At 66.0% G+C, this 26434-nt stretch carries 27 protein-coding genes; 11 read left to right on the forward strand and 16 right to left on the reverse strand.

Features of this window, described 5'->3' with window-relative positions:
* Positions 1–2: 2 nt before the first annotated feature.
* A complete protein-coding gene (locus IE113_RS02700; protein ID WP_189538847.1) occupies positions 3–878 on the forward strand; it encodes an LOG family protein in 876 nt (291 codons plus the stop codon).
* On the opposite strand, the gene thiD is transcribed toward IE113_RS02700, so the two are convergent.
* The 3 genes from thiD to glmM are packed head-to-tail and all read right to left on the reverse strand — an operon-like array spanning position 879 to position 3188.
* Entirely contained in the window at positions 879–1628 is a 750-nt protein-coding gene (thiD, locus tag IE113_RS02705; protein WP_189538848.1) for a bifunctional hydroxymethylpyrimidine kinase/phosphomethylpyrimidine kinase, read from the reverse strand.
* Entirely contained in the window at positions 1628–1852 is a 225-nt protein-coding gene (locus IE113_RS02710; RefSeq protein WP_189538849.1) for a DUF1272 domain-containing protein, read from the reverse strand. Before IE113_RS02710 ends, thiD begins: the two co-directional genes overlap by 1 nt.
* Positions 1845–3188 carry a phosphoglucosamine mutase gene (gene glmM / locus IE113_RS02715; RefSeq protein ID WP_189538850.1) on the reverse strand — a complete coding sequence of 448 codons (1344 nt, stop codon included), beginning with the start codon at positions 3186–3188 and terminating at the stop codon, positions 1845–1847. Before glmM ends, IE113_RS02710 begins: the two co-directional genes overlap by 8 nt.
* Positions 3189–3281: 93 nt before the next feature.
* On the opposite strand from glmM, the gene IE113_RS02720 reads away from it, so the two are divergent.
* Entirely contained in the window at positions 3282–4568 is a 1287-nt protein-coding gene (locus IE113_RS02720) for a dicarboxylate/amino acid:cation symporter (protein WP_189538851.1), read from the forward strand.
* Positions 4569–4604: 36 nt separating this feature from the next.
* On the opposite strand, the gene IE113_RS02725 is transcribed toward IE113_RS02720, so the two are convergent.
* Entirely contained in the window at positions 4605–5771 is a 1167-nt protein-coding gene (locus tag IE113_RS02725; protein ID WP_373297836.1) for an N-acetyltransferase, read from the reverse strand.
* Between the two features lie 148 nt (positions 5772–5919).
* On the opposite strand from IE113_RS02725, the gene IE113_RS02730 reads away from it, so the two are divergent.
* Entirely contained in the window at positions 5920–6999 is a 1080-nt protein-coding gene (locus IE113_RS02730) for a fatty acid desaturase family protein (RefSeq protein WP_189538852.1), read from the forward strand.
* Between the two features lie 20 nt (positions 7000–7019).
* Here IE113_RS02730 and lptG read toward each other — a convergent pair whose 3' ends face one another.
* Together lptG and IE113_RS02740 are read right to left on the reverse strand one after the other, a co-directional pair.
* On the reverse strand, positions 7020–8117 hold the full coding sequence (lptG, locus tag IE113_RS02735) for an LPS export ABC transporter permease LptG (RefSeq protein WP_189538981.1): 1098 nt from the start codon (positions 8115–8117) through the stop codon (positions 7020–7022).
* On the reverse strand, positions 8114–9325 hold the full coding sequence (locus tag IE113_RS02740; protein ID WP_189538853.1) for an LptF/LptG family permease: 1212 nt from the start codon (positions 9323–9325) through the stop codon (positions 8114–8116). Before IE113_RS02740 ends, lptG begins: the two co-directional genes overlap by 4 nt.
* Before the next feature lie 156 nt (positions 9326–9481).
* Here IE113_RS02740 and IE113_RS02745 point away from each other — a divergent pair, with 156 nt between their 5' ends.
* Positions 9482–10189, forward strand: coding sequence for a VIT1/CCC1 transporter family protein (locus IE113_RS02745; protein WP_189538854.1), 708 nt, complete (start codon positions 9482–9484; stop codon positions 10187–10189).
* A gap of 20 nt (positions 10190–10209) precedes the next feature.
* Here the strand turns inward: IE113_RS02745 and clpS are convergent, their stop codons facing one another.
* The 4 genes from clpS to IE113_RS02765 form a co-directional block, all read right to left on the reverse strand.
* Positions 10210–10587, reverse strand: a complete 378-nt coding sequence (gene clpS, locus IE113_RS02750; protein ID WP_229822098.1) for an ATP-dependent Clp protease adapter ClpS — start codon at positions 10585–10587, stop codon at positions 10210–10212.
* Between the two features lie 175 nt (positions 10588–10762).
* Positions 10763–11572 (reverse strand): phasin family protein, encoded by an 810-nt coding sequence (locus IE113_RS02755; protein WP_189538855.1) that lies wholly within the window; start codon positions 11570–11572, stop codon positions 10763–10765.
* A 142-nt stretch (positions 11573–11714) separates the two neighbouring features.
* Positions 11715–13601 carry a PHA/PHB synthase family protein gene (locus IE113_RS02760; RefSeq protein WP_189538856.1) on the reverse strand — a complete coding sequence of 629 codons (1887 nt, stop codon included), beginning with the start codon at positions 13599–13601 and terminating at the stop codon, positions 11715–11717.
* A gap of 109 nt (positions 13602–13710) precedes the next feature.
* Positions 13711–14169 carry a hypothetical protein gene (locus IE113_RS02765; protein WP_189538857.1) on the reverse strand — a complete coding sequence of 153 codons (459 nt, stop codon included), beginning with the start codon at positions 14167–14169 and terminating at the stop codon, positions 13711–13713.
* Between the two features lie 142 nt (positions 14170–14311).
* Here IE113_RS02765 and IE113_RS02770 point away from each other — a divergent pair, with 142 nt between their 5' ends.
* The 7 genes from IE113_RS02770 to IE113_RS02800 all read left to right on the forward strand — a co-directional run bounded on the left by IE113_RS02770 (position 14312) and on the right by IE113_RS02800 (position 20074).
* Complete coding sequence (locus tag IE113_RS02770; protein ID WP_189538858.1) at positions 14312–14854, forward strand: DUF2306 domain-containing protein; 543 nt, start codon at positions 14312–14314, stop codon at positions 14852–14854.
* Between the two features lie 13 nt (positions 14855–14867).
* Complete coding sequence (locus tag IE113_RS02775) at positions 14868–16067, forward strand: LL-diaminopimelate aminotransferase (protein WP_189538859.1); 1200 nt, start codon at positions 14868–14870, stop codon at positions 16065–16067.
* A 193-nt stretch (positions 16068–16260) separates the two neighbouring features.
* A complete protein-coding gene (locus tag IE113_RS16270) occupies positions 16261–16950 on the forward strand; it encodes a winged helix-turn-helix domain-containing protein (RefSeq protein WP_229822099.1) in 690 nt (229 codons plus the stop codon).
* A 19-nt stretch (positions 16951–16969) separates the two neighbouring features.
* Entirely contained in the window at positions 16970–17782 is an 813-nt protein-coding gene (locus IE113_RS02785; RefSeq protein WP_189538860.1) for a crotonase/enoyl-CoA hydratase family protein, read from the forward strand.
* A 192-nt stretch (positions 17783–17974) separates the two neighbouring features.
* Positions 17975–19243, forward strand: a complete 1269-nt coding sequence (locus IE113_RS02790) for an OmpP1/FadL family transporter (protein WP_189538861.1) — start codon at positions 17975–17977, stop codon at positions 19241–19243.
* A gap of 4 nt (positions 19244–19247) precedes the next feature.
* A complete protein-coding gene (locus IE113_RS02795) occupies positions 19248–19676 on the forward strand; it encodes a YeeE/YedE family protein (protein ID WP_189538862.1) in 429 nt (142 codons plus the stop codon).
* Positions 19673–20074, forward strand: a complete 402-nt coding sequence (locus IE113_RS02800) for a DUF6691 family protein (protein WP_189538863.1) — start codon at positions 19673–19675, stop codon at positions 20072–20074. Before IE113_RS02795 ends, IE113_RS02800 begins: the two co-directional genes overlap by 4 nt.
* Before the next feature lie 3 nt (positions 20075–20077).
* On the opposite strand, the gene IE113_RS02805 is transcribed toward IE113_RS02800, so the two are convergent.
* Genes IE113_RS02805 through fghA form a run of 6 tightly spaced genes read right to left on the reverse strand, consistent with a single transcriptional unit; the run spans position 20078 to position 26419 of the window.
* The gene (locus IE113_RS02805; RefSeq protein ID WP_229822100.1) at positions 20078–20278 is read right to left on the reverse strand and encodes a formate dehydrogenase subunit delta; all 201 of its coding nucleotides are present in this window, start codon (positions 20276–20278) and stop codon (positions 20078–20080) included.
* Positions 20278–23121 carry a formate dehydrogenase subunit alpha gene (fdhF, locus tag IE113_RS02810; RefSeq protein WP_189538864.1) on the reverse strand — a complete coding sequence of 948 codons (2844 nt, stop codon included), beginning with the start codon at positions 23119–23121 and terminating at the stop codon, positions 20278–20280. Before fdhF ends, IE113_RS02805 begins: the two co-directional genes overlap by 1 nt.
* Positions 23111–23641, reverse strand: coding sequence for a molybdenum cofactor guanylyltransferase (gene mobA / locus IE113_RS02815; protein WP_189538865.1), 531 nt, complete (start codon positions 23639–23641; stop codon positions 23111–23113). Before mobA ends, fdhF begins: the two co-directional genes overlap by 11 nt.
* Complete coding sequence (locus IE113_RS02820) at positions 23638–25167, reverse strand: NADH-ubiquinone oxidoreductase-F iron-sulfur binding region domain-containing protein (RefSeq protein WP_189538866.1); 1530 nt, start codon at positions 25165–25167, stop codon at positions 23638–23640. Before IE113_RS02820 ends, mobA begins: the two co-directional genes overlap by 4 nt.
* On the reverse strand, positions 25164–25589 hold the full coding sequence (locus IE113_RS02825; protein WP_189538867.1) for an NAD(P)H-dependent oxidoreductase subunit E: 426 nt from the start codon (positions 25587–25589) through the stop codon (positions 25164–25166). Before IE113_RS02825 ends, IE113_RS02820 begins: the two co-directional genes overlap by 4 nt.
* A complete protein-coding gene (gene fghA / locus IE113_RS02830; protein ID WP_189538868.1) occupies positions 25586–26419 on the reverse strand; it encodes an S-formylglutathione hydrolase in 834 nt (277 codons plus the stop codon). The genes IE113_RS02825 and fghA overlap by 4 nt, the downstream gene beginning before the upstream one ends.
* Positions 26420–26434: the final 15 nt, after the last annotated feature.

A 26434-nucleotide genomic window follows, 5' to 3' on the forward strand; every position in this document is an offset into this window, starting at 1 on the left:
GAATGACTGAAGAAGAACAGGAAAAGCGCCTCAATCGCCGTCGTTTCTACAAGGCAGAGCAAGAGGCTTCGTTTGTCGAAGCGCAAGATCATTCGACCCCGCAAACCCGCAGCCCGGCCTACAAGCTGGCCTTCCGCGACACCGACTTCCTGCTGCGCGAGGAATTGCGCCCGGTGCGGTTCCAGCTGGAACTGCTGAAGTGCGAAATGCTGCTGGAGGAAGCCAACATCGGCTCCACTCTGGTGTGCTATGGCTCGGCCCGCATCCCCTCGCCCGAAGCGGCGGCGGAACTGGTCGCCAATGCCCCGCCGGAGCGCAAGGCCGTGGCGGAACGGCTGGCCGCCAAGGCCCGGTATTACGAGGAAGCGCGCAAGCTGGCGCAAATCGCCTCCAGTTGCGGGATCGTCGAAAAAGGCATGCGGCAGTTCGTCGTCTGCTCCGGCGGCGGTCCGTCGATCATGGAAGCGGCCAATCGCGGCGCGGTGGAAGCTGGGGCGGAAACCATCGGTCTCAACATCGTGCTGCCGCACGAACAGGCCCCCAACAGCTTTGTCACCCCGCGGCTGGCGTTCCAGTTCCACTACTTCGCGCTGCGCAAGATGCATTTCCTGCTGCGGGCCAAGGCGGTGGCGGTGTTCCCCGGCGGGTTCGGTACCTTCGATGAATTCTTCGAGCTGCTGACCCTGATCCAGACCGGCAAGATGAAGCCGATCCCGATCCTGCTTTACGGCAAGGAGTTCTGGACCAAGGTCGTCGATTTCGAGGCGCTGGCCGACGAAGGCGTGATCAACCATGCCGACCTCGACCTGTTCCATTGGGTCGAAACGGCAGAGGATGGCTGGCGCAAGATCGTCGAGTTCTACGAACTCGACTGCTGATCAGCCGCGCGCTTCGTGGTGGCCCATCGGTCCGTGCCCCGCGCCGAATCCCGGCGCGGCGCGCAGGGCGGAGCGGACGAACAGGCGCGCGCGGTCAACCGCTTCCGATAGCGCCAGTCCCCGGCCCAGATAGGTCGCAATGGCGCTGGACAAGGTGCAGCCGGTGCCGTGGTTGTGGCGGGTATGGATGCGGGTTCCGGCCATGACATGCGGTGCCTCTCCGGGGATCATCAGCGTGTCCTCCACCCGTTCGCCCTCGGCATCGCCGCCCTTGGCGAGATAGGCGACGCCGCGCGCGACCATCGCTTCGTGCCCGCCCAGTGCCGCCAGTTCCGTCACGTTCGGCGTGGTCAGCACCGCGAGCCGCATCAGCCGTTCGAACCCGGCAATCGTCGCGTCATCAGCCAGTGCCGCGCCGCTGGTGGCGATCATCACCGGATCGAACACCACCGGCACCGCCAGCGCTTCCAGCCGGTCAGCGACCACGGCGGCGATTTCAGGGGAGCCGAGCATCCCGATCTTGACCGCGTCAACGCCGATATCGCTGACGCAGGCATCGACCTGCGCCGCGACCATGTCTGCCGAGAGGGCCTGAACGGCGGTCACGCCCAGCGAGTTCTGCGCCGTGATCGCGGTGATCGCGGTCATCGCATAGCCACCCAGCATGGTGATCGTCTTGATATCGGCCTGAATGCCAGCGCCACCGGAACTGTCGGACCCGGCGATGGACAGGATACGCGGGGGTGCCATCAGCCCTTGAACTTGCGTTCGGTTGACGGTGGATGCCTGGCATGCAGCGCCCTGGCCCGTGTCGGCCGGTCGAGCAGTTCACCACCGCAGTTGGGGCATCGCTCGTCCAGCCCGTCAGCGCATTCGGTGCAGAACGTGCATTCGAACGAACAGATGAACGCGCCGGGCATTTCGGCCGGCAGATCGCAACCGCACTTTTCGCAATCGGGGCGCATTTCAAGCATGGGCCGCTTCCTTCACCGCGTCGCAGATCGCGTCGACGACCGCCTCGACCTTGGCGGCATCGTCGCCTTCGGCCATGACGCGGATCACGGGTTCGGTGCCGGACGGGCGGATCACCAGTCGGCCACGCCCCGCCAGTTGCGCTTCGGCATCGGCAATCGCCGCCTGTACGTGCGGATCGTCGAGCGGTTTACCACCAGCAAAACGCACGTTCTTCAGCAGCTGCGGGACCGGATCGAACAGGTGCAAAAGCTCGCTGGCCTTCTTCCCCGACTGGACCAGTGCGGCCAACACTTGCAGCGCGGCGACGGTGCCATCGCCCGTGGTGCCGTGATCCAGCAGGATCATGTGGCCGGACTGTTCCCCGCCCACGTTGTATCCGCCGGCCTTCATCGCTTCGAGCACATAGCGGTCGCCCACTTTGGCCCGGATCAAGTCAAGGCCCTGGGCGGCGAGATAGCGCTCCAGGCCCAGGTTGGACATCACCGTGGCGACAATCGCCCCGCCGCGCAGTTGCCCGCGCGCCGCCATTTGCGTGCCGATCAGCGCCATCAGCTGGTCGCCGTCCACGGTTTCACCCTGTTCGTCGACCACGATCAGCCGGTCGGCATCGCCATCCAGCGCAATGCCGATATCCGCGCCGCTGGCCACCACGGTTTCCTTGACCAGGTCCAGATGAGTCGATCCGCAGCGATCGTTGATGTTCTTGCCATTGGGCGAAACACCGACGGCGATCACTTCCGCGCCGAGTTCCCACACGGCCGAGGGAGCGACCTGATAGGCCGCGCCATTGGCGCAATCGACCACGATCTTCAGCCCGTCGAAGCGCACGTCATGTGGCAGCGCGCTTTTGACGGCGTGGATATAGCGCCCGCGCGCATCCTCGATCCGGCGGGCGCGGCCGATGCTGTCAGATGGGGCGAGCGGCAGATCCTGCGCCAGCATTGCCTCGATCGCCAGCTCGTCCTCATCCGACAGCTTGAAGCCGTCGGGGCCGAACAGCTTGATGCCGTTGTCCTCATACGGATTGTGGCTGGCGGAAATCATCACGCCCACATCGGCGCGCAGCTCCCGCGTCAGCAGTGCTACCGCCGGGGTGGGCAGGGGGCCCAGCAGGATCACGTCCATCCCCACGCTGGTGAACCCGGCCACCAGCGCGTTTTCCAGCATGTAGCCCGACAGGCGCGTGTCCTTGCCGATCACCACGCGGTGCTGGTGGCTGCCGCGCATGAAGCGCGTGCCGGCCGCCTGGCCCACTTTCATCGCGGTTGCGGCGGTCATCACGCCGGCGTTGGTCTTGCCCCGGATCCCGTCCGTGCCGAAAAATTGCCGTCCCATCAGCATCCCGTAGCATGAATTTGCTTCCAAATTGCTATGTCGCGCCGCACGGGTAAAGTCACGCCAACAATAACCGACCGGGGACCATCGTTCATGACCACCGCCAGCCCGTCTGCGACCGGGACCAGCAGCTTCATTCCCGCCGTGCGCGTCCCCGTTGCGTGGACGCTGGGCGGACTGGGGGCAGGGCTGGCGCTGGGCATCGTGCTGGAAGGCCGCGCGGCAGCGGGATGGGTGCTGCCGCTGGCCGATCTGGTCGGCACCCTGTGGCTGCGCGCCTTGCAGATGACCATCGTCCCGCTGGTCGCCGCCTTGCTCGTGATCGGGATCGTGCAGACCGTGCTGGCGGCGCGGGCCGGGCGGATCGCGCTGATTTCGCTCGGCATGTTCGCCGCGGTCCTGACGACTGGCACGGTGTTTACCGCGTTTGCGATGCCGGCGCTGCTTGAAGCCGTGCCAATCCCGGAAAGTGCTGCCGCAGCGCTGCGATCCGGCCTGGCCAGCGCCGCTCCCGCCGAAGTGCCGACGATTCTGGACTTTCTGAAATCACTGGTCCCCGCCAACATCTTTGCCGCTGCCGCCGAGACCGCGATGATCGCGATCATCGTGTTCTTCAGCCTGCTGGCGCTGGCCATCGTCCGCCTGCCGGAAGCGCACCGGACGCTGATGGTAACGTTCTTTGAAGCTGTGACCGGTGCGATGCTGACGATCATCGGCTGGGTGCTGTGGATCGCGCCGCTGGGCGTCTTCGCGCTGTCGCTGCTGGTTGCGGGGCAAAGCGGCGCGGCGGCGCTGGGCGCGCTGGTGCATTACATCCTGTCGGTCGCGTCGATGGGCGGGGTCGTGCTGTTGCTGGCTTATGCCGTGGCGGTGGTGCTGGCGCGGCAATCGCTGGGCAAGTTCGCCCGTGCGGTGCTGCCGGTGCAGGCGATGGCGATTTCCACCCAGTCTTCGCTGGCAAGCCTGCCCGCGATGCTGGCGGCGTGCCGCACCCTGGGGCTGCGCGATACGACCGGTGAGTTCGTCCTGCCGTTGGCGGTGGCGCTGTTCCGGGCGACCGGGCCAGCGATGAACCTGGCAGTGGCGATCTATGTCGCCAAGCTGGCGGGGATGGAACTGACTCCGCTGATGCTGGCAACCGGCGTGGTGGTCGCGCTGGCGACCACCATCGGTTCCGTCTCGCTGCCCGGCGCGATCAGCTTCGTCACCGCCATCGGCCCGATTGCGATCGCGATGGGCGTGCCGGTTGGCCCGTTGGCGCTGCTGGTGGCGGTGGAAGTGCTGCCCGACATCATGCGCACGGTCGGCAACGTCACGATGGACGTGGCCGCCGCCGCAACCGTGGACCGCCGCGCCGAGCGGGATGGCACAGCAAGCTGATCGCGGATGCGATCAGCGCACCAGGAGAGCCCCCCCTTACAACGCCTTTTCGTAGATCCGGTATTCCTTGTTGACCTTGCTGTTGATCGCATCGGCGATGGCGTTCATTCCCTGGTTATCATCCAGCACCCAGCCGATTTCCCCGCGCTTGCCGTCATAGTTCTTCACGGATGCGCGGCGGATGTATTCGATCATCATGAAAGCCAGCTGGCTGGCCATGCGGCTGGCCTGCAGCGACTTGCGCACGCCCATCAGCGGCACGCGCATATCGGCGTTCTTCGGCTTCAGGATCCACAGGCCCAGCTTGATCCACCCCAGCAGTGATGGCTTGCCGTGCTTACCCACGGTGCGATGCTGGATGCTGTTGAGGTCGGGCAGGGTCATCATGAAGGCCACCGGCTCTCCATCCAGCTCGGCAATCATGATCAGGTCTTCGCGCACCAGCGGCTTCAGCTTCTTGCCGGTGTGGGCGATTTCCTTGTCGGTGATCGGCACGAAGCCCCAGTTGTCGGACCAGGCATCGTTGAGGATGTCGAGGATCGTCGCGGCTTCCTGATCGAACTTGCTCTTGTCCACCCCGCGCACGCGGATGCGGCTGTTCTTTTCGCCCATCGCCACGATCTTCTGGATCAGGGGCGGGAACTCCTGCGTGATGTCGAGGTCATAGGTGTAGAGCGTCTTGGCGCTCGTGTAGCCCTGTCCCTCGATCCAGCCCTGCACTTGCGGCTGGTGGTGGCCCATCATCACCATCGGCGGGTGATCGTGGCCGCGCACCAGCAGGCCGGGTTCTTCCCAGACCGAAAGGTTCATCGGCGCCAGCACGCGGGTCATGCCCTGATCCTTCAGCCATTGTTCGGCAGCCGCGATCAGCGCGGCGGCGATGGCACCGTCCTCAGCCTCCAGCGCTCCCCAGAAACCCGTGCCCGGACCCATGCCCTGTTCGGCGGGCTGGGTAAGCGCCAGTTCATCGATGTGCGCGGCGACCCGCCCCACAACCTTGCCACCCTGACGCGCCAGCAGCAGGTGCACCCGCGCGTGATCGAAATAGGGGTTTCCGGCGGCGGAAAACTTGGCCACTTCCTCGGCCCGCAGCTGTGGCACCCAGTTGGGATCGTGGGCGTTCAGCCGATAACTGAGATCGATAAAGGCACCAAAGTCGGCCTTGCTGGATACCGGAGCGATCATTAGGTGCTGAGCCACGATCTTGCCTTTGTTTGCGAATAAGCAGGGGTAGATGAAACCTGCGACCTGCGGGCGGACCCGGCATGTTGTCAAGCCGGGGCGCGGCAGGGAACGCGGCAATGCACAGGCGCCGGTGGTTCTGCCGGTCGGGTCACGTTGGAACGATTGCATGATTGCGCACGACACTGCCGATTTTTCATCCCCGGTCACGCCGAAGGTGAAGTCTGCCGACATTCCCGATGACAAGGACATGCTGCGCGCGGCGGTGGAGCTGACGCGCGATATCGCGGCCGCCCGCCCGGACATCTACTGGCCGGACATGCTGGCCTCTGCCGCGCTGGGCTATGCCGCGCTGGCCGGGGCTATCCTGCTGGACAATGGCTGGCTGGCGCTGGGTTGCGGCGCGGTGGCCGCGCTGGCGCTGTACCGCGCGCTGCTGTTCATCCACGAGCTGACCCATATCCACCGGGATGCGCTGCCGGGCTTCCGGTTCGCTTGGAATGTGTTGGTGGGCATTCCGATGCTGACCCCGTCGCTGATGTATGAAGGGGTCCACACGCTGCACCATGCGCGCACCCGCTATGGCACGGTGGAAGACCCGGAATACCTGCCGCTGGCGCTGATGAAGCCGTGGTCGCTGCCGCTGTTCATCGTGATCGCGGTGCTGCTGCCTATCGGGCTGCTGATCCGCAGCGCGGTGCTGGTGCCGCTAGGCGCGGTGATCCCGCCGCTGCGCCGACTGGTGTGGGAACGGGCCTCGTCCCTGTCGATCAACCCGGAATTCCGCCGCCGCCCGCCCGAAGGCGCGTTCGCGCGGATGGTGTTCTGGCAGGAACTGGGCGCATCGGCATGGGCGCTGTTCCTGGTGTGGAGCGCATGGGCCTATGACTGGCGGCCACTGGCGATCGGGCTGGCGGTGATTTCGGTCACGGCAGTGCTCAACCAGATCCGCACGCTGGTGGCGCACCTGTGGGAGAACGACGGCGACGCGATGACCGTCACCGCGCAGTATCTCGACTCGGTCAACGTGCCGCCGCCGGGGCTGTGGGCCGGGCTTTGGGCGCCGGTCGGCCTGCGCTATCACGCGCTGCATCACCTGCTGCCGTCGATGCCCTATCATTCGCTGGGCGAAGCGCACCGCCGGCTGAGTGCGCAGCTCGGCGCGGGATCGACTTACGCACGGGCGAGCTATCCGGGGCTGTTCCCGCTGGTGGCCAAAATCGCGCGCAGCACGATGCTGCCGCGCTAAAGGGCTGCCGCGCTGAAGGGTTATTCCTCGGTGCGGACCAGCACTGTCTCGCCGATCAGGGCAAACAGCACGAACGGCGCCCAGGCCGCGATCAGTGGCGGGTAGGCGCCAAAATTGCCCATTGCCAGCGCAGCGTTGTCGACCACGAAATAGGCAAAGCCCAGCGCCATCCCCAGCACCGCACGGATCAGCAACTGGCCGGAGCGGGCCAGGCCGAACGCCGCAATCGCCCCCAGCAGCGGCATCAGCAGGGCCGACAGCGGCCCGGAGAACTTGTGCCACCACTTGCCTTCCAGCTCGCTGGTGCGCTGTCCGGCGGCCTTCATCGCCTGGATCGAACGATACAGCGTGATGGCATCCTGCGCATCGGGATCGACCTTGGTGATGGCGACCTGCGCGGGCGTGACATCCTTTGCGACCACGCGGGTCGGCAGCTCGGTCCGCACGGTGGAGGCAACATCGAACCGCACCGGGCTGACCAGCGTCCAGCCGGGGCCGGCGAAGGTCGCGCGCGGGCTGCGCAGCTGCTCCACCACCATGCCGTTCGCGTCGCGGCGATACCAGGTGACGTTTTCCATCACGGTGGCGGCACCGCTGCCGCTGACCGCTCCGGCAGCCAGAATATTGGTTCCGTCGCGGAAATAGACGTTGGTGCGGGTGGCAGGGTCCTTGGGGATGGCCTTGTATTCCACGGCCTGCCAGGCCTTCAGCGCGGCCGTGCTGCGGGTCACGACGCGCTCGTTGAAGACGAAGCTGATGGCGGAGACGAGCGCGGCGGTCATCAGCAGCGGCGCCAGCACCTGATGGGCCGACATGCCGGATGCCTTCATCGCGATGACTTCGCTGTTCTGGTTCAGTGTGGCGAGGGTGATGATCGTCGCCAGCAGCACCGAATAGGGCAGGAACCGCGCCACCAGCTGCGGAATGCGCAGCGAGGCATAGTGCCACAGGTCCGACTGGTCATTGCCGGCCACGCCCAGGATCTTGCCGCTTTCGCTGAGCAGGTCGAGCGCCTGCAGCACCAGCACCAGCATCAGCAGCACGGCGACGATGCGGCCGACAAACAGCTTGGCCAGATACCAGGTCAGCGTGCGCGAGGGGAAAAATTGCAGCATCAGGCCGCTCCTGCCCGGTCACGGCCGAACCGCGCGGCCAGTTTGCGCATCCACTTGCCGAAATTGGCGGCGAACCGTTCCAGCGCGCCAATCGGCTGGCCGCCGGGAACATAGGCGATCCGCCAGTACATCCACACGATCAGGCTGGCGAAGATCGCGAACGGCCCCCACAGCGCCAGTTCTGGCGAGACCCGGCCCAGCGCAGCGACGGCCTGCCCGTATTCGTTGACCTTGTGATAGGCCACAACCATCACGATCGAGACGAACACCCCCAGCGCAGAGGTGGAGCGCTTGGGCGGCACCGCCAGCGCGACGGCCAGCAGCGGCAGCAACAGCATCATCACCACTTCGACCATCCGGTAGTTGAAACTGGCGCGGGTTTCGTTGCGGGCGGCTTCGCTCACCTGATCGTTCCACCCGATCTGGAGCAACTCGGGCAGGATGTATTCGCGCTCCATCCCGCCGCGCTGGCGAAACTTCTCGATCGCGGGCAGATCAATCGGCAGGTCGTGGCTGGAAAAGCTCAGGACGCGGGGGCTCTTCCCCGGTTCATCCTGAATGATCTGCCCCTGGGTCAGGCGCAGGATCACCGTATCGGGGGAATCCTTGAGCGCCAGGAACCGCCCCTCGCGCGCGGAAATGGTCAGCACTTGTCCGCGCGGCGAGCTGACGCGGGCGAAAATGCCGATCAGCTGGCGGCCTTCCTCGCGGCTTTCCTCGATCCGCAGGGCGATCTTGTCTTGCAGGGTGGTGAATTCGCCCACCTTGATCGACGCGCCCAGCGCGCCGGAGCGCAATTCGAACTGCAGCTGTTCGTACCAATAGCGTGAGAGCGGCTGGAGGTAGCCGACGATGACCAGGTTTACTCCAGCCAGCACCAGCGCGATCGCATAGGGCACGCGCAGCAGCCGCGTATAGCCCAGCCCGACCGCGCGCATCACGTCCAGTTCGCTGGACGTGGCGAGTTTGCGGAAGGCCAGCAGGATGCCCAGCAACAGCCCCAGCGGGATCGCCAGGCTGGCATATTCAGGCAGCAGATTGGCCAGCATCCTGAACACCACGCTGACCGGGCCGCCTTCGGTCGCCACGAAGTCGAACAGCTTCAGCATCTTGTCGAGCACGAGCAAGGAGGCCGCGATGATGAACACCGCGAACATCGGCATCAGCACGAGCCGCAGGATATACCGGTCAATGGCGGGCAGGAACTTCACAGGGGCGCTTGGCGTTTACCTTCTGGCGGGCCGGCCCCGCAGTTCAGTGTCATCCCATAGACGCGGGGGCGGCGCTGTAAAAGTGGCAATTCGTGCTTGCGGCGCAAGACTCCGGGCCTAGGCTGGAGACAGGCGCAGCCAGCAAGGAGCCATGCCATGTCCCAGGACCTCGCCGCGATGACCGAAACGCATGCGGTGGAGCGGATCGGCTGGCTGCGCGCGGCGGTGCTGGGCGCGAACGACGGGATCGTGTCGACCGCCAGCCTGATCGTCGGCGTGGCGGCTGCCGCGGCTGACAAGGACCCGATCATGATTGCGGGTGTCGCCGGACTGGTCGCGGGCGCGATGTCGATGGCGGCGGGGGAATACGTTTCGGTCGCCAGCCAGGCCGACACCGAAGCCGCCGACCTGGCCCGGGAACGCGCCGAACTGGCCAGCGATCCCCTGTTCGAACGGCAGGAACTGGCGGCAATCTATCAGGCGCGCGGCTTGCCGATCGATCTGGCCTTGCAGGTATCGGATGCGCTGATGGCCCACGATGCGCTGGGCGCCCATGCCCGCGATGAGCTGGGCCTCAGCGAGATGCACCGTGCCCGGCCGGTGCAGGCGGCGATTACGTCTGCCGGCACGTTCGCCGTCGGGGCGGCCCTGCCGCTGGGTGCGGCAGTGCTGCTGCCGCTGGGGCAACTGGCGCTGGGCGTTTCGGTCGCGGCGCTGCTGTTCCTGATGCTGCTGGGCGGCGTCGGCGCGGCGGTGGGCGGCGCGCCGGTCGGCAAGGGTGTGCTGCGGGTGGCGTTCTGGGGCGTGCTGGCGATGGCCGCGACTTATGCGATCGGCAGCCTATTCGGAACCGCAGTGGCGTAAGGTTCAGGCCGGGAGCCGGTTTACGCCTTTTCCAGCGTGCATTGCAGCGGGTGCTGGTTCTGGCGGGCGAAGTCCATCACCTGGTTCACCTTGGTCTCGGCGATTTCATAGGGAAAGATCCCGCAGACGCCGACGCCCTTCTGGTGGACGTGCAGCATCACCCGCGTCGCCTGTTCCAGGTCCATGTGGAAGAACCGTTTCAGCACCATCACCACGAATTCCATCGGGGTATAATCGTCGTTCAGCAGCAGAACTTTGAACTGGCTGGGCTTCTTCGGTTTTGCGCGGGTCTTGGTGGCGATTCCGACCTGGCCCTGACCACCCGTGCCGGAATCGCCATCGGAATCCTCGGCAGCACGGATCGGGCGGGGCAGGGTGGGCTGATAGGACTGCATCATGTCAAAATATCGCAAGGAGGGGGCCGGTTACAACCCCGGATGCGCCGCAATGCCTGTCAAGGGTTGCGAAATACCAAACGGGCCGGACAGCCTGGTGACTGTCCGGCCCGGTATGGGGACTCGCGGGGCCGGCTTAAGGAGAGGGAGTGCCGGGCCCGCGAGGAGAGGTCCGCGCTCAGGCGGCCTTCTTGACCTTTTCGATCGCGATGCTGACGCGGTTCGAAATCGGGGCGAAGGATTCGTTGGTCAGCTTCACCATCGCTTCCGAATGCTTCGAGCCAGCGGCAACCACGGCGTCGAAGTTGCGACGCAGGATTTCACCCTGCAGCTTGAAGAAGTCGGCCGGCGACTTGACCGCAGCCAGTTCCTTGACGTCGGCGGTCATGGTTTCGAACGCCGACTTGGTTTCGGCGACATAGTCCTTGCCCATGCCCTGCAGGCCGGCGGCAAGGATCTTGCCCGATTCGACAACGGCTTCGACGTTGCCCTTGGTGAATTCGCCGGCTTCGCCCAGCAGAGCGGTGCTCTTTTCGAAAGCGACCTTGGCGCGGTCCTGCGCTTCGGAAACGGCGTCCTTCACCTTGGCGGTGAATTCTTCGGCGGTGTTCTGGGTCTTGGCCATGATGGTATCCTTGATCTGCGAAACGGTGGAGGGCTTGGCCGCGCGGGGCGCAGCCGGCTTCACGCTGGTGATTTTCGCCGGCTTCTTCGGCGCGGCTTTCTTCGCGGCAGCCTTCTTGGGGGCTGCCTTTGCCTTGGTAGCGGTGGCCGGCTTTGCCGCAGCTGCCGGCGCCTTGGGGGCACGGGCAGCGGTCTTGGCGGCGGGGGCGGCCTTTGCGGGCTTGGCCTTCACGGCAACCGGCGCAGCGTCGACGGGGGCAGCATCCGCAGCGGCAGCCACGGGCGCTTCGGCCTGGGCGGTCACTTCGGCAATGGCCTGGTCCATCTTGGTTCTGGCGGTCTGGGTGTCGGTGGCTTCAGCCATCGCAAGCGTTCCTTCGCAGCGCCCGCACCGACCATCGGCACGGGTTATGTTGCAGTGCACAAAATAGGTTGTGCACTTGCGAAGTCAAGATGATTTTTGTGCAGTGCAGCAAAAGACGCTGCGGCAGCATGAAAACCGCCGGCTAGCGGGCCTTCACATAGCTGCCGGGGGCGTCCTCCAGCACCTTGTCGCCGCGTCCGCCGGGCACGCGCTTGCCCTTGGCGTGCACTTCGGCGCTGTCCTGCGCGCGCAGCCAGTCCAGCCAGTGCGGCCACCAGCTGCCGGGCGTCTCGGTTGCCCCGGCGATGAACTCCTCGAGCGAGTCGCAGGGGCGGGGATTGGTCCAGTACTGGTACTTCTTCGCGGACGGCGGATTGACCACCCCGGCGATGTGGCCCGATCCCGCCAGCAGGAACAGCTTGTCGCCGCGCAAGTGCCGCGTCAGGCGGAACACGCTTTCGGCCGGGGCGATGTGGTCCTCACGGCCTGCCTGGATGTAGGCCGGGGTCTGGATGCGGGTCAGGTCGATCGGCGTGCCGTCTGCGCTCAGCGCGTCGGGGATCACCAGCTTGTTGTCACGGTAAAGGTCGCGCAGGTAGCTTTGATGCCACTTCGCGGGCAGGTTGGTAACGTCGCCGTTCCAGTGCAGCAGGTCGAATGCCGGGTAATCGTTACCGAGCAGGTAGTTGTTGACCACGTAGTTCCAGATCAGGTCGTTCCCGCGCAGCAGGTTGAACGTGGCCGCCATGTAGCGCCCGTCCAGATAGCCATGTTCCGCCGAGAGCTTTTCCAGCGTTTCGAACTGCTTGTCGTCGATGAAGACTTTCAGTTCCCCGCACTTTTCGAAATCGACCTGCGCGGTGAAGAAGGTCGCGCTCTTCACCTTGTCGGCCTCGCCCCGGCGGGCCAGCACCGCCAGCGTCGCGGCCAGCGTCGTTCCGGCGACACAGTAGCCGATGGTATGGACGCTGTTCACGCCAAGCCGCGCACGGACGGTGTCGATCGCGTCGATCTGGGCGCGGATATAATCGTCCCACACCACATCGGCCATGCTGTCATCGGCCGATTTCCATGACACCACGAACACGGTGATGCCCTGCTCGGTCGCCCACTTGATGAAGCTTTTCTGCGGCGACAGGTCGAGGATGTAGAACCGGTTGATCCACGGCGGAAAGATCACCAGCGGCACTTCAAGCACGTTGGGCGTGGCCGGGCTGTATTGCACCAGCTGATACAGCGGGGTCTGGTGGACGACCTTGCCCGGTGTGACCGCGATATTTTCCCCCAGCCGGAAGGCTTGCGGATCGACATGGGTCAGCTGGCCGCGCTTGAGGTCAGCCAGCAGGTGTTCCATCCCCTTGACAAGATTCTCGCCGTGCGAGGCCAGCGTCTTTTCCACCACCAGCGGATTGGTCAGAGGAAAATGCGCGGGGCTGAGCGCCTCGACCAGAGTGCGGGCCGCGAACTTCAGCTGGTCCCGGTTGACGGCATCGCCCGCGTCGACCGTTTCCGCCATCGCCATGATCTGTTCGGCCAGCATCAGGTAGGTCTGGTGGACCAGCGCGAAGAAGGGCTGTTCGCGCCACTTGGGATCGGCAAAGCGCCGGTCCTTGCGTGGCAGATCGGGGCCGCCGTCGCCCTTGTCCGCGGCTTTCGGGCCGATGCCGTATTGTCCCAGCACGCCTTCCCACAGCTTCAGGCTGTCTTCCCACATCCGCTTTTGCGCGTCGGGATTGGCCAGCGGCAGCGCGCGCATCCAGCCTTGCATCATGGTCAGCCAGTTGAGTGGTTCACCGACCAGGCCCGGCAGCTTGTCGGCCGCGGCGGCGGCCTGTTGTGCCTGGAAATCCAGCCACAGCGCCTGCAGCCGCTGCGCGTTGGCAGCCCATTGCGCGGCATCGCCCACGGCTTCATCCTCGCCCGCGGCGGCGGCACCGGGCATCAGTTGGGCAAACAGTTGCTGCGGCCCTTTCAGCATCTGGGCAAAGGCATCGGCGGGATTGTCGAACGGGCTGGACTGGTCAGGCATTCGGCACTCCGTAGGGGGCATTCAGGCCGCAGGGGCATTCACGCTTGGGCGGGCATCATGGCAGCGCCGTGACAAACTTGCCAGCGGCCCGGTCATTTGATTTGGCCGTTCACTTCGCCTTGCAGATCGCGGCGGTCTTGCGGGCATAATTGGCATGGAACTTGGGCATATTGGCCGACCGTTCGCCAAAGTCGTAGCCATCGCCCAGGTACAGTTCCAGCGTGCGGGTGACCGGCGTGGCTTCATCGTCGGTGTAGGAATAGATCACGATGTTCTTCTTCACCTTGCCCCACAGGCCGTGGCCACGCAGGTAATCGTCCGAGTCGTCGCGGGCGCGCTTGCCCAGGAACCGGAACAGGGTGGGGCCGCACTTGCCACCGTCGGCCACGCTCACACCGCAGAAATCCTTGCCGCACGGGGCGATGTCGATCGTCTTGTACAGCTTGCCGCGAGCGGTGAAGACCGGGCGTTCTTCCGCCACGGTCCAGCGCCCGTAATAGAGGCTGGTGGCCGGAGCGTTGGCGAGGGCCGAGGTGCTAGCCGCCATGCCCAGCAGACCAATCGACAAGCATGCCATGCGATGGAATAAGTCCATGATGTTCAATTCCCGCAGTAATCCGGATATCAATCGCAAGCCGTTGGCGCGGTTGCTTTCGGCTGTGGTCTTAGCAGCAATTGCGGGATTTGTAATAGCCACCGCATACAAGGCGTTGCTGGCCCCGCTGCACGTCGATGACTTTCCCGAAGAACTGGCGGTCAAGGCTGAATTGCTGCCGGTTACTTTCACGCTGCATATGGTCAGCGGCGCATTGGCGCTGGTGCTGGTCCCGCTGGCGATCCTGCTGAGCGGGGCGCCGCGCTGGCACCGCCCGCTGGCCCGGATCGCCGCGCTCGATGTGGTGCTCGCCGGGGTGACCGCCTTTCCCGTGGCGCTGGTGGCCCCGGTCACGCGCTGGTCCGCCTGGGGCTTTGCCGCGCAGGGCGTGGTCTGGCTGGTGCTGCTGGGGCTGGGGCTGCGCCACATCCGCGCCGGGCGGACCGAAGCGCACCGCGCCTGCATGCTGCTGATGGCCGCGACGATGACCGGAGCGATTTTTTTCCGGGTCTATCTCGCTTTGTGGGCAATTTTCGCGCAAGGGCGGCATTACGAGCTGTTTTATGCCGTCGACGCGTGGGTCGCGTGGAGTGTGCCGTTGGGATTGACGGCGCTGGTGCTAAGGCAGCAAGGAAACCGGCGCAATTCCGCGCCCTGATTGGAAAGGTCCGATGTCCGAAGAATTCTACCGCATGAAGCGACTGCCGCCCTATGTCATCGCCGAAGTCAACGGCATGCGGGCAGCAGCACGCGCGGCCGGTAGGGACATCATCGACCTGGGCATGGGCAACCCCGATCTGCCCCCTCCGCAGCACGTGATCGACAAGCTGTGCGAAGTGGCGCAAAAGCCCGACGCGCACGGCTATTCCGCGTCCAAGGGCATTCCCGGCATCCGCAAGGCGCAGGCGAACTACTACGCCAACCGCTTTGGCGTTGAGCTGGACCCCGAAACCGAAGTCGTGATGACGATGGGTTCGAAGGAAGGGCTGGCCAGCCTGGCGACCGCGATCACCGCACCTGGCGATGTCGTGCTGGCACCCAACCCCAGCTATCCGATCCACACGTTCGGCTTCATCATCGCGGGCGCGACGATCCGCAGCGTGCCGACCACGCCGGACGAGCGCTATTGGGAATCGCTGGAACGCGCGATGCGCTTCACCGTGCCGCGTCCGTCGATCCTGATCGTGAACTATCCGTCGAACCCCACGGCGGAAACGGTCGATCTGGCGTTCTATGAACGGCTGGTTGCCTGGGCGAAGGAAAACAAGGTCTGGGTCCTGTCGGACCTCGCCTATTCCGAGCTTTACTATGATGGCAACCCGACCCGCTCGATCCTGGAAGTGCCCGGGGCGAAGGACGTGGCGGTGGAATTCACCTCGATGTCCAAGACCTACTCTATGGCGGGCTGGCGCGTGGGCTTTGCGGTGGGCAACCGCCAGCTGATCGCGGCGCTGACGCGGGTGAAAAGCTATCTGGATTATGGCGCGTTCACCCCGATCCAGGCTGCGGCCTGCGCCGCGCTGAACGGCCCGCAGGACATCGTCGAGATGAACCGCAATCTCTACCAGAAGCGCCGCGACGTAATGGTCGAGGCCTTCGGCCGCGCCGGATGGGAAATCCCCAGCCCCAAGGCGTCGATGTTCGCCTGGGCGCCGTTGCCCCCGGCGCTGAAGGACATGGGCAGCCTGGAATTTTCCAAGCAGCTGCTGACTCAGGCCGAAGTCGCTGTTGCCCCCGGCGTGGGGTATGGCGAGGATGGCGAAGGGTTCGTCCGGATCGCGATGGTGGAGAACGAGCAGCGGCTGCGGCAGGCCGCGCGCAACATCAAGCGCTATCTGGCCAGCATGGGCGTTAACAGCAGCGCGGCCTGATCGCCGCGCCGCACCAGCGCTGCTTGCGGGGCGGGTGGTATGGCCACCCGGTCCGTAGTGTTCCCCGCTTGCCCTGACGGATGATCTGTGGTGCGGATTGTCCGCAAGTGCCATAGTGATTCCGGGGGCCGCCTTGCGGCAATTTCAGTGGTTTGCAACGGGACCGGTTCCAGCGCGGTGCGATCTGCGCCGGTTGGGCTGGAAACTGCTGGGAGAGCACGATGTGCTGCCGCAGGGTGAATTCCTGCCGCTGCTGGCCATGCCCGAACGTGTCCGCATCAGCGAATGGGTCACACTCTCTGGCGCGGCGCCGTCGCGTCGTCGGCGCGCGCTGGTGGTCGGAGTCGATGATGCCCTTGAGCGTGCCCGGCTGCTTCGGCTGGGTTTTGGCGACGCGATGGGGCCGCAGCCCGAACTGGAAGAACTGGAAATCCGGGCGCTGCGGATCTGCGAGGCGATGCAATCGCTGCCCCGCTTCCGCCAGGTCGGGCCGCTGCGGCTGGACCTGCTGCATCGCGATGGGGTGGTGGCAGGGCGGCCGCTGGGGCTTCATCCGCGCGAATTCGCGTTGCTCTGGCGGCTGGCCGATGCTCCGGGAGAGCCGGTGCTGATCGGCAGCCTGCTGAAGGATATCTGGCGACTGGCCTTTCGCCCCGAAACCAACAGCCTCGCCGTGCATATCAGCCGGCTGCGCGGCAAGCTGCGCATCGCGGGGCTGGACGGCCTGATCGAAACGCTGCCCGATGGCGCCTATCGCCTGGCGGTCGGCGGGGTGGGAGGCGTACCGGGGACGAATGGCTCACCGTCATGGGATACAGGCTATTTGCCGCTGGACGAAGGGTCCGGATTGGGCAAGGTTCCCGCCGCATACCACACAACCTGACGGGAGCAGGACGATTACCATGGAACACGAGGTCAAGCCGGCGAACCGCGTTTCGATCCGGGTGGAAGGCAACGGGGTGGCGCAGGTCCGCCTCATTCGTTCGGACAAGATGAACGCGCTGGACCCGGACATGTTCGCCGCGATCCTGGATGCGGGGCGGGTGCTGTATGACCTGCCGGGGCTGCGCTGCGTGGTGCTGGCAGGGGAAGGGCGCAGCTTCTGCGCCGGGCTGGACCTGACCAGCATGGCCCAGACCGACCGGCATGACCGCGTGCCGCTGACCGAACGGACCCATGGCAGCGCCAACCACGCCCAGCAGGTGGCGATGCAGTGGCGAAGGCTGCCGGTGCCCGTCATCGCGGCGGTGCACGGCGTATGCTTTGGCGGCGGTCTGCAGATTGCCAGCGGCGCAGACATCCGCGTGGTCGATCCCACCGCGCGCATGGCGGTGATGGAAATGAAGTGGGGGCTGGTGCCCGACATGGGTGGTTACGCCCTGTGGCGGGGCATGGTGCGCGATGACATGCTGCGCGAGCTGACTTATACCAACCGCGAATTCACCGGCGAACAGGCCCTGGAATACGGCTTTGCCACCATCGTCGATGCCAACCCTGTGGCCCGCGCTACCGCGATGGCGCATGAAATCGCGAACCGCAATCCCCATGCCCAGCGTGCGGCCAAGCGCCTGTTCAACCACTACCTCCATGCCTCGCCGGAAGAGATCCTGATGGCGGAAAGCGTGGAGCAGCAAAAGCTGATGGGCACCAAGAACCAGATCGAGGCAGTGATGAGCCAGATGGAAAAGCGCACCGGCGTTTTCATCGATCCCTGATGGCGTAAACCGGGGCTTTTTCGGCCCCCAGAATTTCTACCAGTCTTGGCGGCGGCGCGGCATTGACCGCGCTAAACCCGCTATATTAGGGGCTGCTGATGCGAACGGGGCTTGCTCTCGTCCGTATCAGCAGATGCGCTACCCTGCCCAGGATGCTCGTCGTTCCACCGTATTTTCCGACGGAGCATTTTGATGAAGACGATTTCGCTTTCGGCCGTTTTGGTTTCGGCAGGCACGCTCGGTCTGGCCATGCTGGCTGCCAGCCCCGCCCACGCCACTGACGGCTATTTCCTGAACGGGATCGGCGCCAAGGCCAAGGGTTCGGCCGGGGTCGCCATCGCCCAGCCGCAGGATGCCCTGTCGATTGCCGCCAATCCCGCCGCCGCAACCCAGCTGGGTGAGCGGCTGGACGTGGGTGTCGAGATTTTCATTCCCAATCGCGGCGCGACGATCCGCGGCAATGGCGCGGGGCTGAACGGCAGCTACAGCGGCAATGGCGCGAACCCGTTCATCCTGCCCGAATTCGGCTATGTCCGGCAGCTGTCGGACAGCGTCGCCGTGGGCATCGCGGTCTATGGCAATGGCGGGATGAACACCGTCTACAAGAGCAATCCCTTCGCCAGCTTTGGTGCAACCGGCCCTGCCGGGATCGATCTCAAGCAGATTTTCGTTACCCCCACCGTGGCGGTGAAGCTGGCCGAAGGGCAGAGCATTGGCGTTTCGCCGATCGCGGTTATCCAGGGCTTCCGCGCGACCGGCATTTCGCCCTTCGCCGCTGCCTCGCAGAGCCCCGCCAACTTCACTGATCGCGGTACCGACTGGTCCGCCGGGGGCGGGGTGCGCGTGGGCTATCTCGGCCAGTTCAGCGACGCGGTCAGCATCGGCGCGTTCTACCAGTCCAAGATCTGGGCGGGCAAGTTCGACAAGTATGCGGGCCTGTTCGCGCAAGGTGGCGGGTTCGATGTGCCCGCTTCTTATGGCGCGGGTATCGCGGTCAAGCCGTCGGCCGCGCTGACCATCGCCGCCGACGTCAAGCGGATCGAGTATTCGGACATCCAGTCGGTCGGCAATCCGCTGTCCAACCTGTTCCTTGGCAAGCCGCTGGGCGCTGAGGGCGGCCCCGGCTTTGGCTGGCGCGACATTACCGCTTGGAAACTGGGCGTAACCTATGTCGCCAGCGACACGTGGACGCTGCGCACCGGTTATGGCCATTCGGGCAACCCGGTGCCGGCAGCGGAAACGCTGTTCAACATCCTGGCACCCGGCGTCGTTTCCCACCACCTGACCGCGGGCGCGACTTACACCACCGGTTCGGGCGTGGAATTGACGGGCTATGTCATGCATGCGCCCAAGCAGACGGTGCGCGGCGCGGGCTCGATCCCTGCCCCCTACGGCGCGGGTGATGCGGACATCTCGCTGGGTGAAACCGCGTTCGGCCTGTCGGCCGGGTTCAAGTTCTAAGAGCATGGCGTTCGATCCCGCCAGCCTGATCGCCCCGATTGTCGGCGGCGCGCTGATCGGCCTGTCCGCCGGGGTGCTGCGGCTTGGCAATGGTCAGATTGCCGGGATCAGCGGCATCCTGCGGATCGGCCTGCGCGGGCCGGACCGGAGCTGGCGCCCGGCGTTCCTGCTGGGCGTGGCGCTGGCCGGCCTGCTGGCCGCATGGCGCGGCGGACCGGAACTCGCCGCCGGGCTGGAGCGCGCGTCGCTGCCGGTGCTGGTGGTGGCGGGCCTGCTGGTGGGGGTCGGCACGGGGCTGGGCAATGGCTGCACCAGCGGCCACGGCATCTGCGGGCTGGCGCGCTTCTCTAAGCGGTCGCTGGTGGCGGTGCTGACGTTCATGGCCGTGGCCGTGCTAACCGTGTTGGTGCGCCGCGCGGGAGGCTGGCTGTGAGGGGTGCGGCGGCGCTGCTGGCGGGCCTGCTGTTTGGCATCGGCCTGGCGATTTCGGGCATGACCAGCCCGGACAAGGTGATCGGCTTTCTGGACATTACCGGCGCATGGGATCCCAGCCTCGCCTTCGTGATGGGCGCGGGGCTGCTGGTCGCCGCACCCCTGTTCCTGATCGCCCGGCGACGGGGCGCGGCGCTCAGCGGCGATGCGCTGGGTGAACCGGCGGAACAGACGATCGACGCAAAGCTGATTGGCGGTTCGGCGTTGTTTGGCCTCGGCTGGGGCGTTTCGGGGCTGTGCCCCGGACCGGCGCTGATCGACCTGTTCATTCAGCCCGTTCAGGCCGGTGCGTTCTGCGCAGCGATGATCGCGGGTTTGCTGATCAGCCGCCGCGATTAACCGCTAGCCCCGCAGCCGCTCCACCGCCGCCCGCGCAATCGGGCTGAGTGGGGTGGGATCGGCGGCGAGGATACCTGCCTTCATGCGCGGGTCCCAGAACGCGATCAGGTGCTGGGCGGTCTGCTCGATCGCCGCTGCCTCACCCTGTGCGGCGAGGTTGCGGGCGATCTGGTTGGCCATGTGGATGAGCGGCGCGGTATCCATCACTCGGCGGCCTCGGTGGCGATCCGGCGGCTCTTTTCGGACCAGCTGGCATAGCTTTCCTGCCATTCGCTAGGGCCGTTGCTGGGCATGACCTGCACGGCGGTCACCTTGTATTCGGGGCAGTTGGTGGCCCAGTCCGAAAACTCGGTGGTGACGACGTTGGCCTGCGTCGCGGGATGGTGGAAGGTGGTATAGACCACCCCCGGCGCGACCCGGTCGGTCACGGTGACGCGCAGGGTGGTTTCGCCGGTGCGGCTCGTCAGGCGCGCCCAGTCCCCATCGTTCAGACCCCGGTTTTCGGCGTCGGTGGGATGCATTTCCAGCAGGTCTTCGGCGTGCCAAACGGTGTTGGCCGTCCGCCGGGTCTGCGCGCCGACGTTGTATTGGCTAAGGATACGCCCCGTGGTCAGCAGCAACGGGAAGCGCGGGCCGGTCTTCTCGTCGGTCGGGACATAGTCCGTCACCATGAACTTGCCCTTGCCGCGCACGAACCCATCGACGTGCATGATCGGGCTGCCATCGGGATGGGCTTCGTTGACCGGCCATTGCAGAGATCCTTCCGCCTCCAGCCGCGCGAACGATACACCCGCGAAAGTGGGGGTCAGGCGGGCGATCTCGTCCATGATTTGGCTGGGGTGGGCATAGTTCCAATCCAGCCCCAGCGCGCGGGCCAGTTCCTGCGTCACTTCCCAGTCGCCGAAACCGTTCGCCGGTTCCATCACCTTGCGGACCAGCTGGATGCGGCGTTCGGCGTTGGTGAAGGTGCCGTCCTTTTCGAGGAACGTGCTGCCCGGCAGGAACACGTGGGCATAGTTGGCGGTTTCGTTGAGGAACAGGTCGTGGACGATTACGCAGTCCATCGCCTTCAGCCCGGCGGCGACGTGGTGGGTGTTGGGATCGGATTGCAGGATATCCTCCCCCTGGATGTAGATCGCGCGGAACGTGCCATCGACCGCCGCATCGAGCATGTTGGGGATGCGCAGGCCCGGTTCGGCGTCCAGCGGCGTGCCCCATTCCGCCTCGAACAGGCTGCGCGTCGCCGCGTCCGAAATGTGGCGATAGCCGGACAGCTCGTGCGGGAAGCTGCCCATGTCGCACGCGCCCTGCACGTTGTTCTGCCCGCGCAGCGGGTTCACCCCCACGCCGCGCCGCCCGACGTTGCCGGTGACCATGGCGAGGTTGGCGATGGCCATGACGGTGGAGGAGCCCTGGCTGTGCTCGGTCACGCCGAGGCCATAGTAAATGGCGCCGTTACCCCCGGTGGCATAGAGCCGCGCGGCTTCGCGCAAGGCATGCGCGGGAACGCGCGTTACGGCTTCCAGCACTTCGGGTGAATGGCGTTGGTCGGATACGAACCGCGCCCAGTCCTGATACTCGTCCCAGTCGCAGCGCTCGCGGATGAAGTCTTCCGCCGCCAGCCCCTCGGTCACGATCACGTGGGCCATCGCGGTCAGCACGGCGACATTGGTGCCGGGTTGCAGCGGCAGGTGATGCGCGGCCTCGATATGGGGGCTGCGGACAAGATCGATCCGGCGCGGGTCGATCACGATCAGCTTCGCGCCCTGGCGGAGCCGCCGCTTCATGCGGCTGGCGAAGACCGGGTGACCATCGGTGGGGTTCGCGCCGATTACCAGAATGACGTCGGCGTCCATCACGCTGTCGAAATCCTGCGTCCCCGCGCTGGTGCCAAAGGTCTTGGACAGGCCGTAGCCGGTGGGCGAATGGCACACCCGCGCGCAGGTATCGACGTTGTTGGAGCCGAAGCCGGAGCGGACCAGCTTCTGGACGAGAAACGTCTCTTCGTTGGTGCAGCGGCTGGAGGTGATCCCGCCCAGCGCCCGCGCGCCATATTGCGCCTTGATCGCATTGAGCCGCGCGGCGGTGAAGGACAGGGCCTGGTCCCAGCTGACTTCGCGCCAGGGTTCGTCGATGCTGTCGCGGATCATCGGCTTGGTGATCCGGTCCTGGTGGTTGGCATAGCCCCACGCGAACCGGCCCTTGACGCAGGAATGGCCGCGATTGGCCTTGCCGTCCTTCCACGGCACCATCCGCACCAGCTGCTCGCCCCGCATTTCCGCGCGGAAGGTGCAGCCGACGCCGCAATAGGCGCAAGTGGTGATGACGGCGCGTTCGGGCTTGCCGATCTCCTTCACGGCCTTCTCCTGCAAGGTCGCGGTCGGGCAGGCCTGCACACACGCGCCGCAGGACACGCATTCGCTCGACAGGAAATTGTCGCCAGTCTGTCCCGCGCTGACCTTGGAGGCAAAGCCGCGCGCTGAGATGGTCAGCGCCAGCGTGCCCTGCACTTCGTCGCAGGCGCGCACGCAGCGCGAACAGGCGATGCACTTGCTGGGATCGAAATCGAAATAGGGGTTCGACGTATCGGGCGCGAGACCGAGGTGGTTGGCGCCGTCATAGCCATAGCGCACATCGCGCAGGCCCACTTGCGCGGCGGTGTCCTGAAGCTCGCAATCGCCCGAGGCACTGCACGTCAGGCAATCGAGCGGGTGGTCGGAAATGTAGAGTTCCATCACCCCGCGCCGCAGCTTTTCCAGCCGCGGGGTCTGGGTATGGACCACCATGTTCGCTTCGGCGGGGGTGGTGCAGCTGGCCGGCGTGCCGCGCCGTCCGTCGATTTCGACCAGGCACATCCGGCACGAACCGAACGCGGCGACATTGTCGGTCGCGCAGAGCTTGGGGATCGAGCCGCCACATTCCGCCGCCGCGCGCATCACGCTGGTCCCGGCGGGAACGGTGACCTGCCGTCCGTCGATGGTCAGCGTGACAGTGGTGTCCGAGCGGACTTCCGGCGTGCCGAAATCGGCCTGCGGTTCATACCCCATCGCGATTCTCCAGATTGGCCAGATCGGCGGGCGTGTTGATATTAGCCGGATGGACGGGCAGCGTCACGGCACGTGCGCCGAGCCGTTCGGCCAGCGCGCGCAAGCTGTGCTTGCCAGTGCCGGCCAGAATGGCCGCCACATCGCTTGCCGCGCTGGCGGGCCACAGGCCGACGACTGGCTGATCCGCCAGATAGGCCGGGGCAGGGGCAAGCCGCGCGGGCAGATCGTCGGGCAGGCCAACCGAATCCACCCCGCACGTCAGCACTTCGCTGTGGCCGGTGGCCGCGCCGTGCCGCAGCGCGGCGGCGACCCCGCCGAGCGGCCCCATCTGGGCGCGCGGCCAGTCCGGGATGGTAGGGGCAGGGGCTTCGCGGCGGCCCACGACCACTACCGCGTCGCACCACTGCGCCAGCGTATCGACCGCGCGGGTCAGCAGGGTTTGCCCGTCCAGCAGGGCAAGCGCCTTGTCACTGCCGAAGCGGCTGGATTGCCCGCCCGCAAGGACCGCGCCGAGGATCATTCCCCGAAATCCTCCGGCCAGTGCTTCAGCGCGCTCATTACCGGATAGGGGGTGAACCCGCCCAGCGCGCAGAGCGAGCCGAACTTCATCGTTTCGGCCAGGTCTTCCAGCAGTTGCAGATCGTCCGCGCGACTGCGACCCGCCTTGCGGGCGTTGTGCATCTGGGGCAGGCTTTCCACCGCATCGGGGGCGCCCTTGCCGCCGCTGCGGATGCGGTCGATCAGTTCGACGCCCCGCGTGGAACCGATCCGGCAGGGCGTGCATTTGCCGCAGCTTTCCGCCGCGCAGAAGGTAAAGGCAAAGCGGGCCATGGCGCCCATGTCGGCGCTGTCGTCAAACACGGTCACGCCGCCATGCCCGATCAGCGCGTCGGCCACGGTATAGGCTTCGTAATCGAACGGCAGGTGGAACTGGGCCGGGGGGATATAGGCCCCCAGCGGACCGCCGACCTGCACCGCCTTCACCGGACGGCCGGATGCCGTGCCGCCGCCGATGCGGTTCACCAGATCGTCCAGCGTGATCCCGAACGCGGTTTCATAAAGCCCGCCGTGCTTGATATTGCCCGCCAGCTGGATCGGCATTGTGCCTTTAGAGCGGTCGACCCCCAGGCTGGCGTAAAGCGCCGCACCGCCTTCGGACAGGATGTGGGGGATCGCCGCCAGCGTCAGCACGTTGTTGACCACCGTGGGGCAGCCGAACAGCCCTTCCAGCGCGGGCAGCGGCGGCTTGGCGCGCACTTCGCCGCGCTTGCCCTCGATGGAATTGAGCAGCGAGGTTTCCTCGCCGCAGACATAAGCGCCCGCGCCGACCCGCACTTCGATCTTGAAGGGGGCGATGTGCTCGGCCGCCAGCGCGATCGCGGCGTTCAGCTTGGCAATCGCGTGGGGGTATTCGCTGCGGACGTAGATGTAACCTTGCCCGGCACCGACCGCGTGGGCGGCAATTACCATGCCCTCGATCAGCTGGAACGGATCGCCTTCCATCAGCATCCGGTCGGCAAAGGTGCCGCTATCGCCTTCGTCGGCGTTGCAGACCACGTATTTGCGGGTGCCGGGAGCATTCGCAACGGTTTGCCACTTGATCCCCGCCGGGAAGCCCGCTCCGCCGCGACCGCGCAGGCCCGATGCCGTGACTTCGGTCAGCACTTCGGCTGCCGTCATCGCGCGGGCGCGCGTCAGTCCGGCCCAGCCGCCGGTCGCGATATAGTCGCCCAGACTGGTCGGGCGGGTGCGCCCGGCGCGGGCGAAGGTCAGCCGCTGTTGCCCGGCGATGAAGGGGTGATCGGCGATGCGGCCAACCGCCTTGGATGAGGTGCCGTCAAGGATCGCGGTTACATCCGCCGGAGTGGCGGGGCCAAACCCCAGTCCATCGATCTCCACCAGCGGTTCCAGCCAGTGCATCCCCCAGCTGGACACGCGTTCCACCGTGCAGCCCGCCGCTGCGAACGCTGCCGCGACGCCGTCCGCCCCGCAGGCCAGCGCCAGCGCGTCGTCGGAAATGCGCACTGTGGTGGGGGAGGGCGTCATTGCGCGTTCACCAGCGCGACCAGCGCCGCCTCGTCCAGCCGGGCGTGGAGCGCATCCCCCACCCGCGCGGCGGGGCCGACGCTGCACAGGCCCAGGCAATAGACGGTCTTCAGGTTCACCCGGCCACCGGCCGCGCCTTGCGCTGCCGCGACCAGTGCCTCGACTCCGCGCGCCTGGCAGGCCTCTGCCCGGCACAGTTCAACCGCCGGGCGCGGATCGGGGGCAGGGGTGAAATCGTGATAGAAGCTGACCACCCCGTGCACTTCGGCGCGGGACAGGTTGAGCGCCTTGGCAATCTGCGCTTCGGCCGCCGCATCGACGCAGCCGAAGGCGCGTTGGCAAGCGTGCAGGATCGGCAGCAGCGGCCCTTCGCGGTGCGCGTGGTCCGCGATGATTTCGGCCAGGCGCGCGGGGTCGGTCATGCCTTCAGCCGCTCGGCATGCCAGGCCACGTGATCGGCCATGAAGCTGGAGATGAAGTAGTACGAATGGTCGTAACCCGGGTGCATCCGGATTGTCGCCGGGATGCCCGCCTTGCGGCAGGCCATCACCAGCAAGCCGGTTTTCAGCTGCTCGTGCAGGAAATTGTCCGCCTCGCCCTGGTCGACCAGCAGGGCGGGCAGGCGCGCGCCATCCTCGATCAGCGCGCAGGCATCGTATTCGCGCCAGGCGGCCTTGTCCGGGCCGAGATAGCCGGTCAGCGCCTTGTTGCCCCACGGACAGTTCAGCGGGCTGACAATCGGCGAAAACGCGCTGACCGAACGGAAGCGGTCGGGGTTCCGAAGGCCGATGGTCAGCGCGCCGTGGCCGCCCATCGAATGCCCGGTGATCCCCTGACGGTCCATGTCGACCGGGAAATGCTGCGCCACCAGCGCGGGCAGTTCCTGCTCGATATAGCTGCGCATCCGGAACTGCGCTGACCACGGCTCCTGCGTCGCGTCGACGTAAAAGCCTGCGCCCTTGCCGAAATCATATGCCGCGTCATCCGGCACGTCATCCCCGCGCGGCGAGGTATCGGGGGCGATGAAGATCACGCCCGCCCTGGCGCAGGCGGCGCGGTATTCGCCCTTTTCGGTGACGTTGGCATGGGTGCAGGTCAGCCCCGACAGATACCAAAGCACCGGCAGCCGCTGCCCAGGTTCGTGGTCCGGCACGAAGACCGAAAAGGTCATCGGCGTGCCGGTGGTAGCGCTCTGGTGGGTATAGACCCCCTGGGTGCCGCCGTGGCTGCGATTGGTGCTGACCTGCTCCATGTCAGTTATGCGTCC

Source organism: Novosphingobium arvoryzae (assembly GCF_014652615.1).
In the GTDB taxonomy this organism is placed as follows: domain Bacteria; phylum Pseudomonadota; class Alphaproteobacteria; order Sphingomonadales; family Sphingomonadaceae; genus Novosphingobium; species Novosphingobium arvoryzae.

What these genes read in the sequence shown, in the direction of transcription:
- IE113_RS02700 (WP_189538847.1), top strand. Translation starts at nt 3, where the DNA reads ATGACTGAAGAAGAACAGGAAAAGCGCCTCAATCGCCGTCGTTTCTAC.
- thiD (WP_189538848.1), bottom strand. Translation starts at nt 1,628, where the DNA reads ATGGCACCCCCGCGTATCCTGTCCATCGCCGGGTCCGACAGTTCCGGT.
- IE113_RS02710 (WP_189538849.1), bottom strand. Translation starts at nt 1,852, where the DNA reads ATGCTTGAAATGCGCCCCGATTGCGAAAAGTGCGGTTGCGATCTGCCG.
- glmM (WP_189538850.1), bottom strand. Translation starts at nt 3,188, where the DNA reads ATGGGACGGCAATTTTTCGGCACGGACGGGATCCGGGGCAAGACCAAC.
- IE113_RS02720 (WP_189538851.1), top strand. Translation starts at nt 3,282, where the DNA reads ATGACCACCGCCAGCCCGTCTGCGACCGGGACCAGCAGCTTCATTCCC.
- IE113_RS02730 (WP_189538852.1), top strand. Translation starts at nt 5,920, where the DNA reads ATGATTGCGCACGACACTGCCGATTTTTCATCCCCGGTCACGCCGAAG.
- IE113_RS02745 (WP_189538854.1), top strand. Translation starts at nt 9,482, where the DNA reads ATGTCCCAGGACCTCGCCGCGATGACCGAAACGCATGCGGTGGAGCGG.
- clpS (WP_229822098.1), bottom strand. Translation starts at nt 10,587, where the DNA reads ATGATGCAGTCCTATCAGCCCACCCTGCCCCGCCCGATCCGTGCTGCC.
- IE113_RS02755 (WP_189538855.1), bottom strand. Translation starts at nt 11,572, where the DNA reads ATGGCTGAAGCCACCGACACCCAGACCGCCAGAACCAAGATGGACCAG.
- IE113_RS02760 (WP_189538856.1), bottom strand. Translation starts at nt 13,601, where the DNA reads ATGCCTGACCAGTCCAGCCCGTTCGACAATCCCGCCGATGCCTTTGCC.
- IE113_RS02775 (WP_189538859.1), top strand. Translation starts at nt 14,868, where the DNA reads ATGTCCGAAGAATTCTACCGCATGAAGCGACTGCCGCCCTATGTCATC.
- IE113_RS02785 (WP_189538860.1), top strand. Translation starts at nt 16,970, where the DNA reads ATGGAACACGAGGTCAAGCCGGCGAACCGCGTTTCGATCCGGGTGGAA.
- IE113_RS02790 (WP_189538861.1), top strand. Translation starts at nt 17,975, where the DNA reads ATGAAGACGATTTCGCTTTCGGCCGTTTTGGTTTCGGCAGGCACGCTC.
- IE113_RS02795 (WP_189538862.1), top strand. Translation starts at nt 19,248, where the DNA reads ATGGCGTTCGATCCCGCCAGCCTGATCGCCCCGATTGTCGGCGGCGCG.
- IE113_RS02805 (WP_229822100.1), bottom strand. Translation starts at nt 20,278, where the DNA reads ATGGATACCGCGCCGCTCATCCACATGGCCAACCAGATCGCCCGCAAC.
- fdhF (WP_189538864.1), bottom strand. Translation starts at nt 23,121, where the DNA reads ATGGGGTATGAACCGCAGGCCGATTTCGGCACGCCGGAAGTCCGCTCG.
- mobA (WP_189538865.1), bottom strand. Translation starts at nt 23,641, where the DNA reads ATGATCCTCGGCGCGGTCCTTGCGGGCGGGCAATCCAGCCGCTTCGGC.
- IE113_RS02820 (WP_189538866.1), bottom strand. Translation starts at nt 25,167, where the DNA reads ATGACGCCCTCCCCCACCACAGTGCGCATTTCCGACGACGCGCTGGCG.
- IE113_RS02825 (WP_189538867.1), bottom strand. Translation starts at nt 25,589, where the DNA reads ATGACCGACCCCGCGCGCCTGGCCGAAATCATCGCGGACCACGCGCAC.
- fghA (WP_189538868.1), bottom strand. Translation starts at nt 26,419, where the DNA reads ATGGAGCAGGTCAGCACCAATCGCAGCCACGGCGGCACCCAGGGGGTC.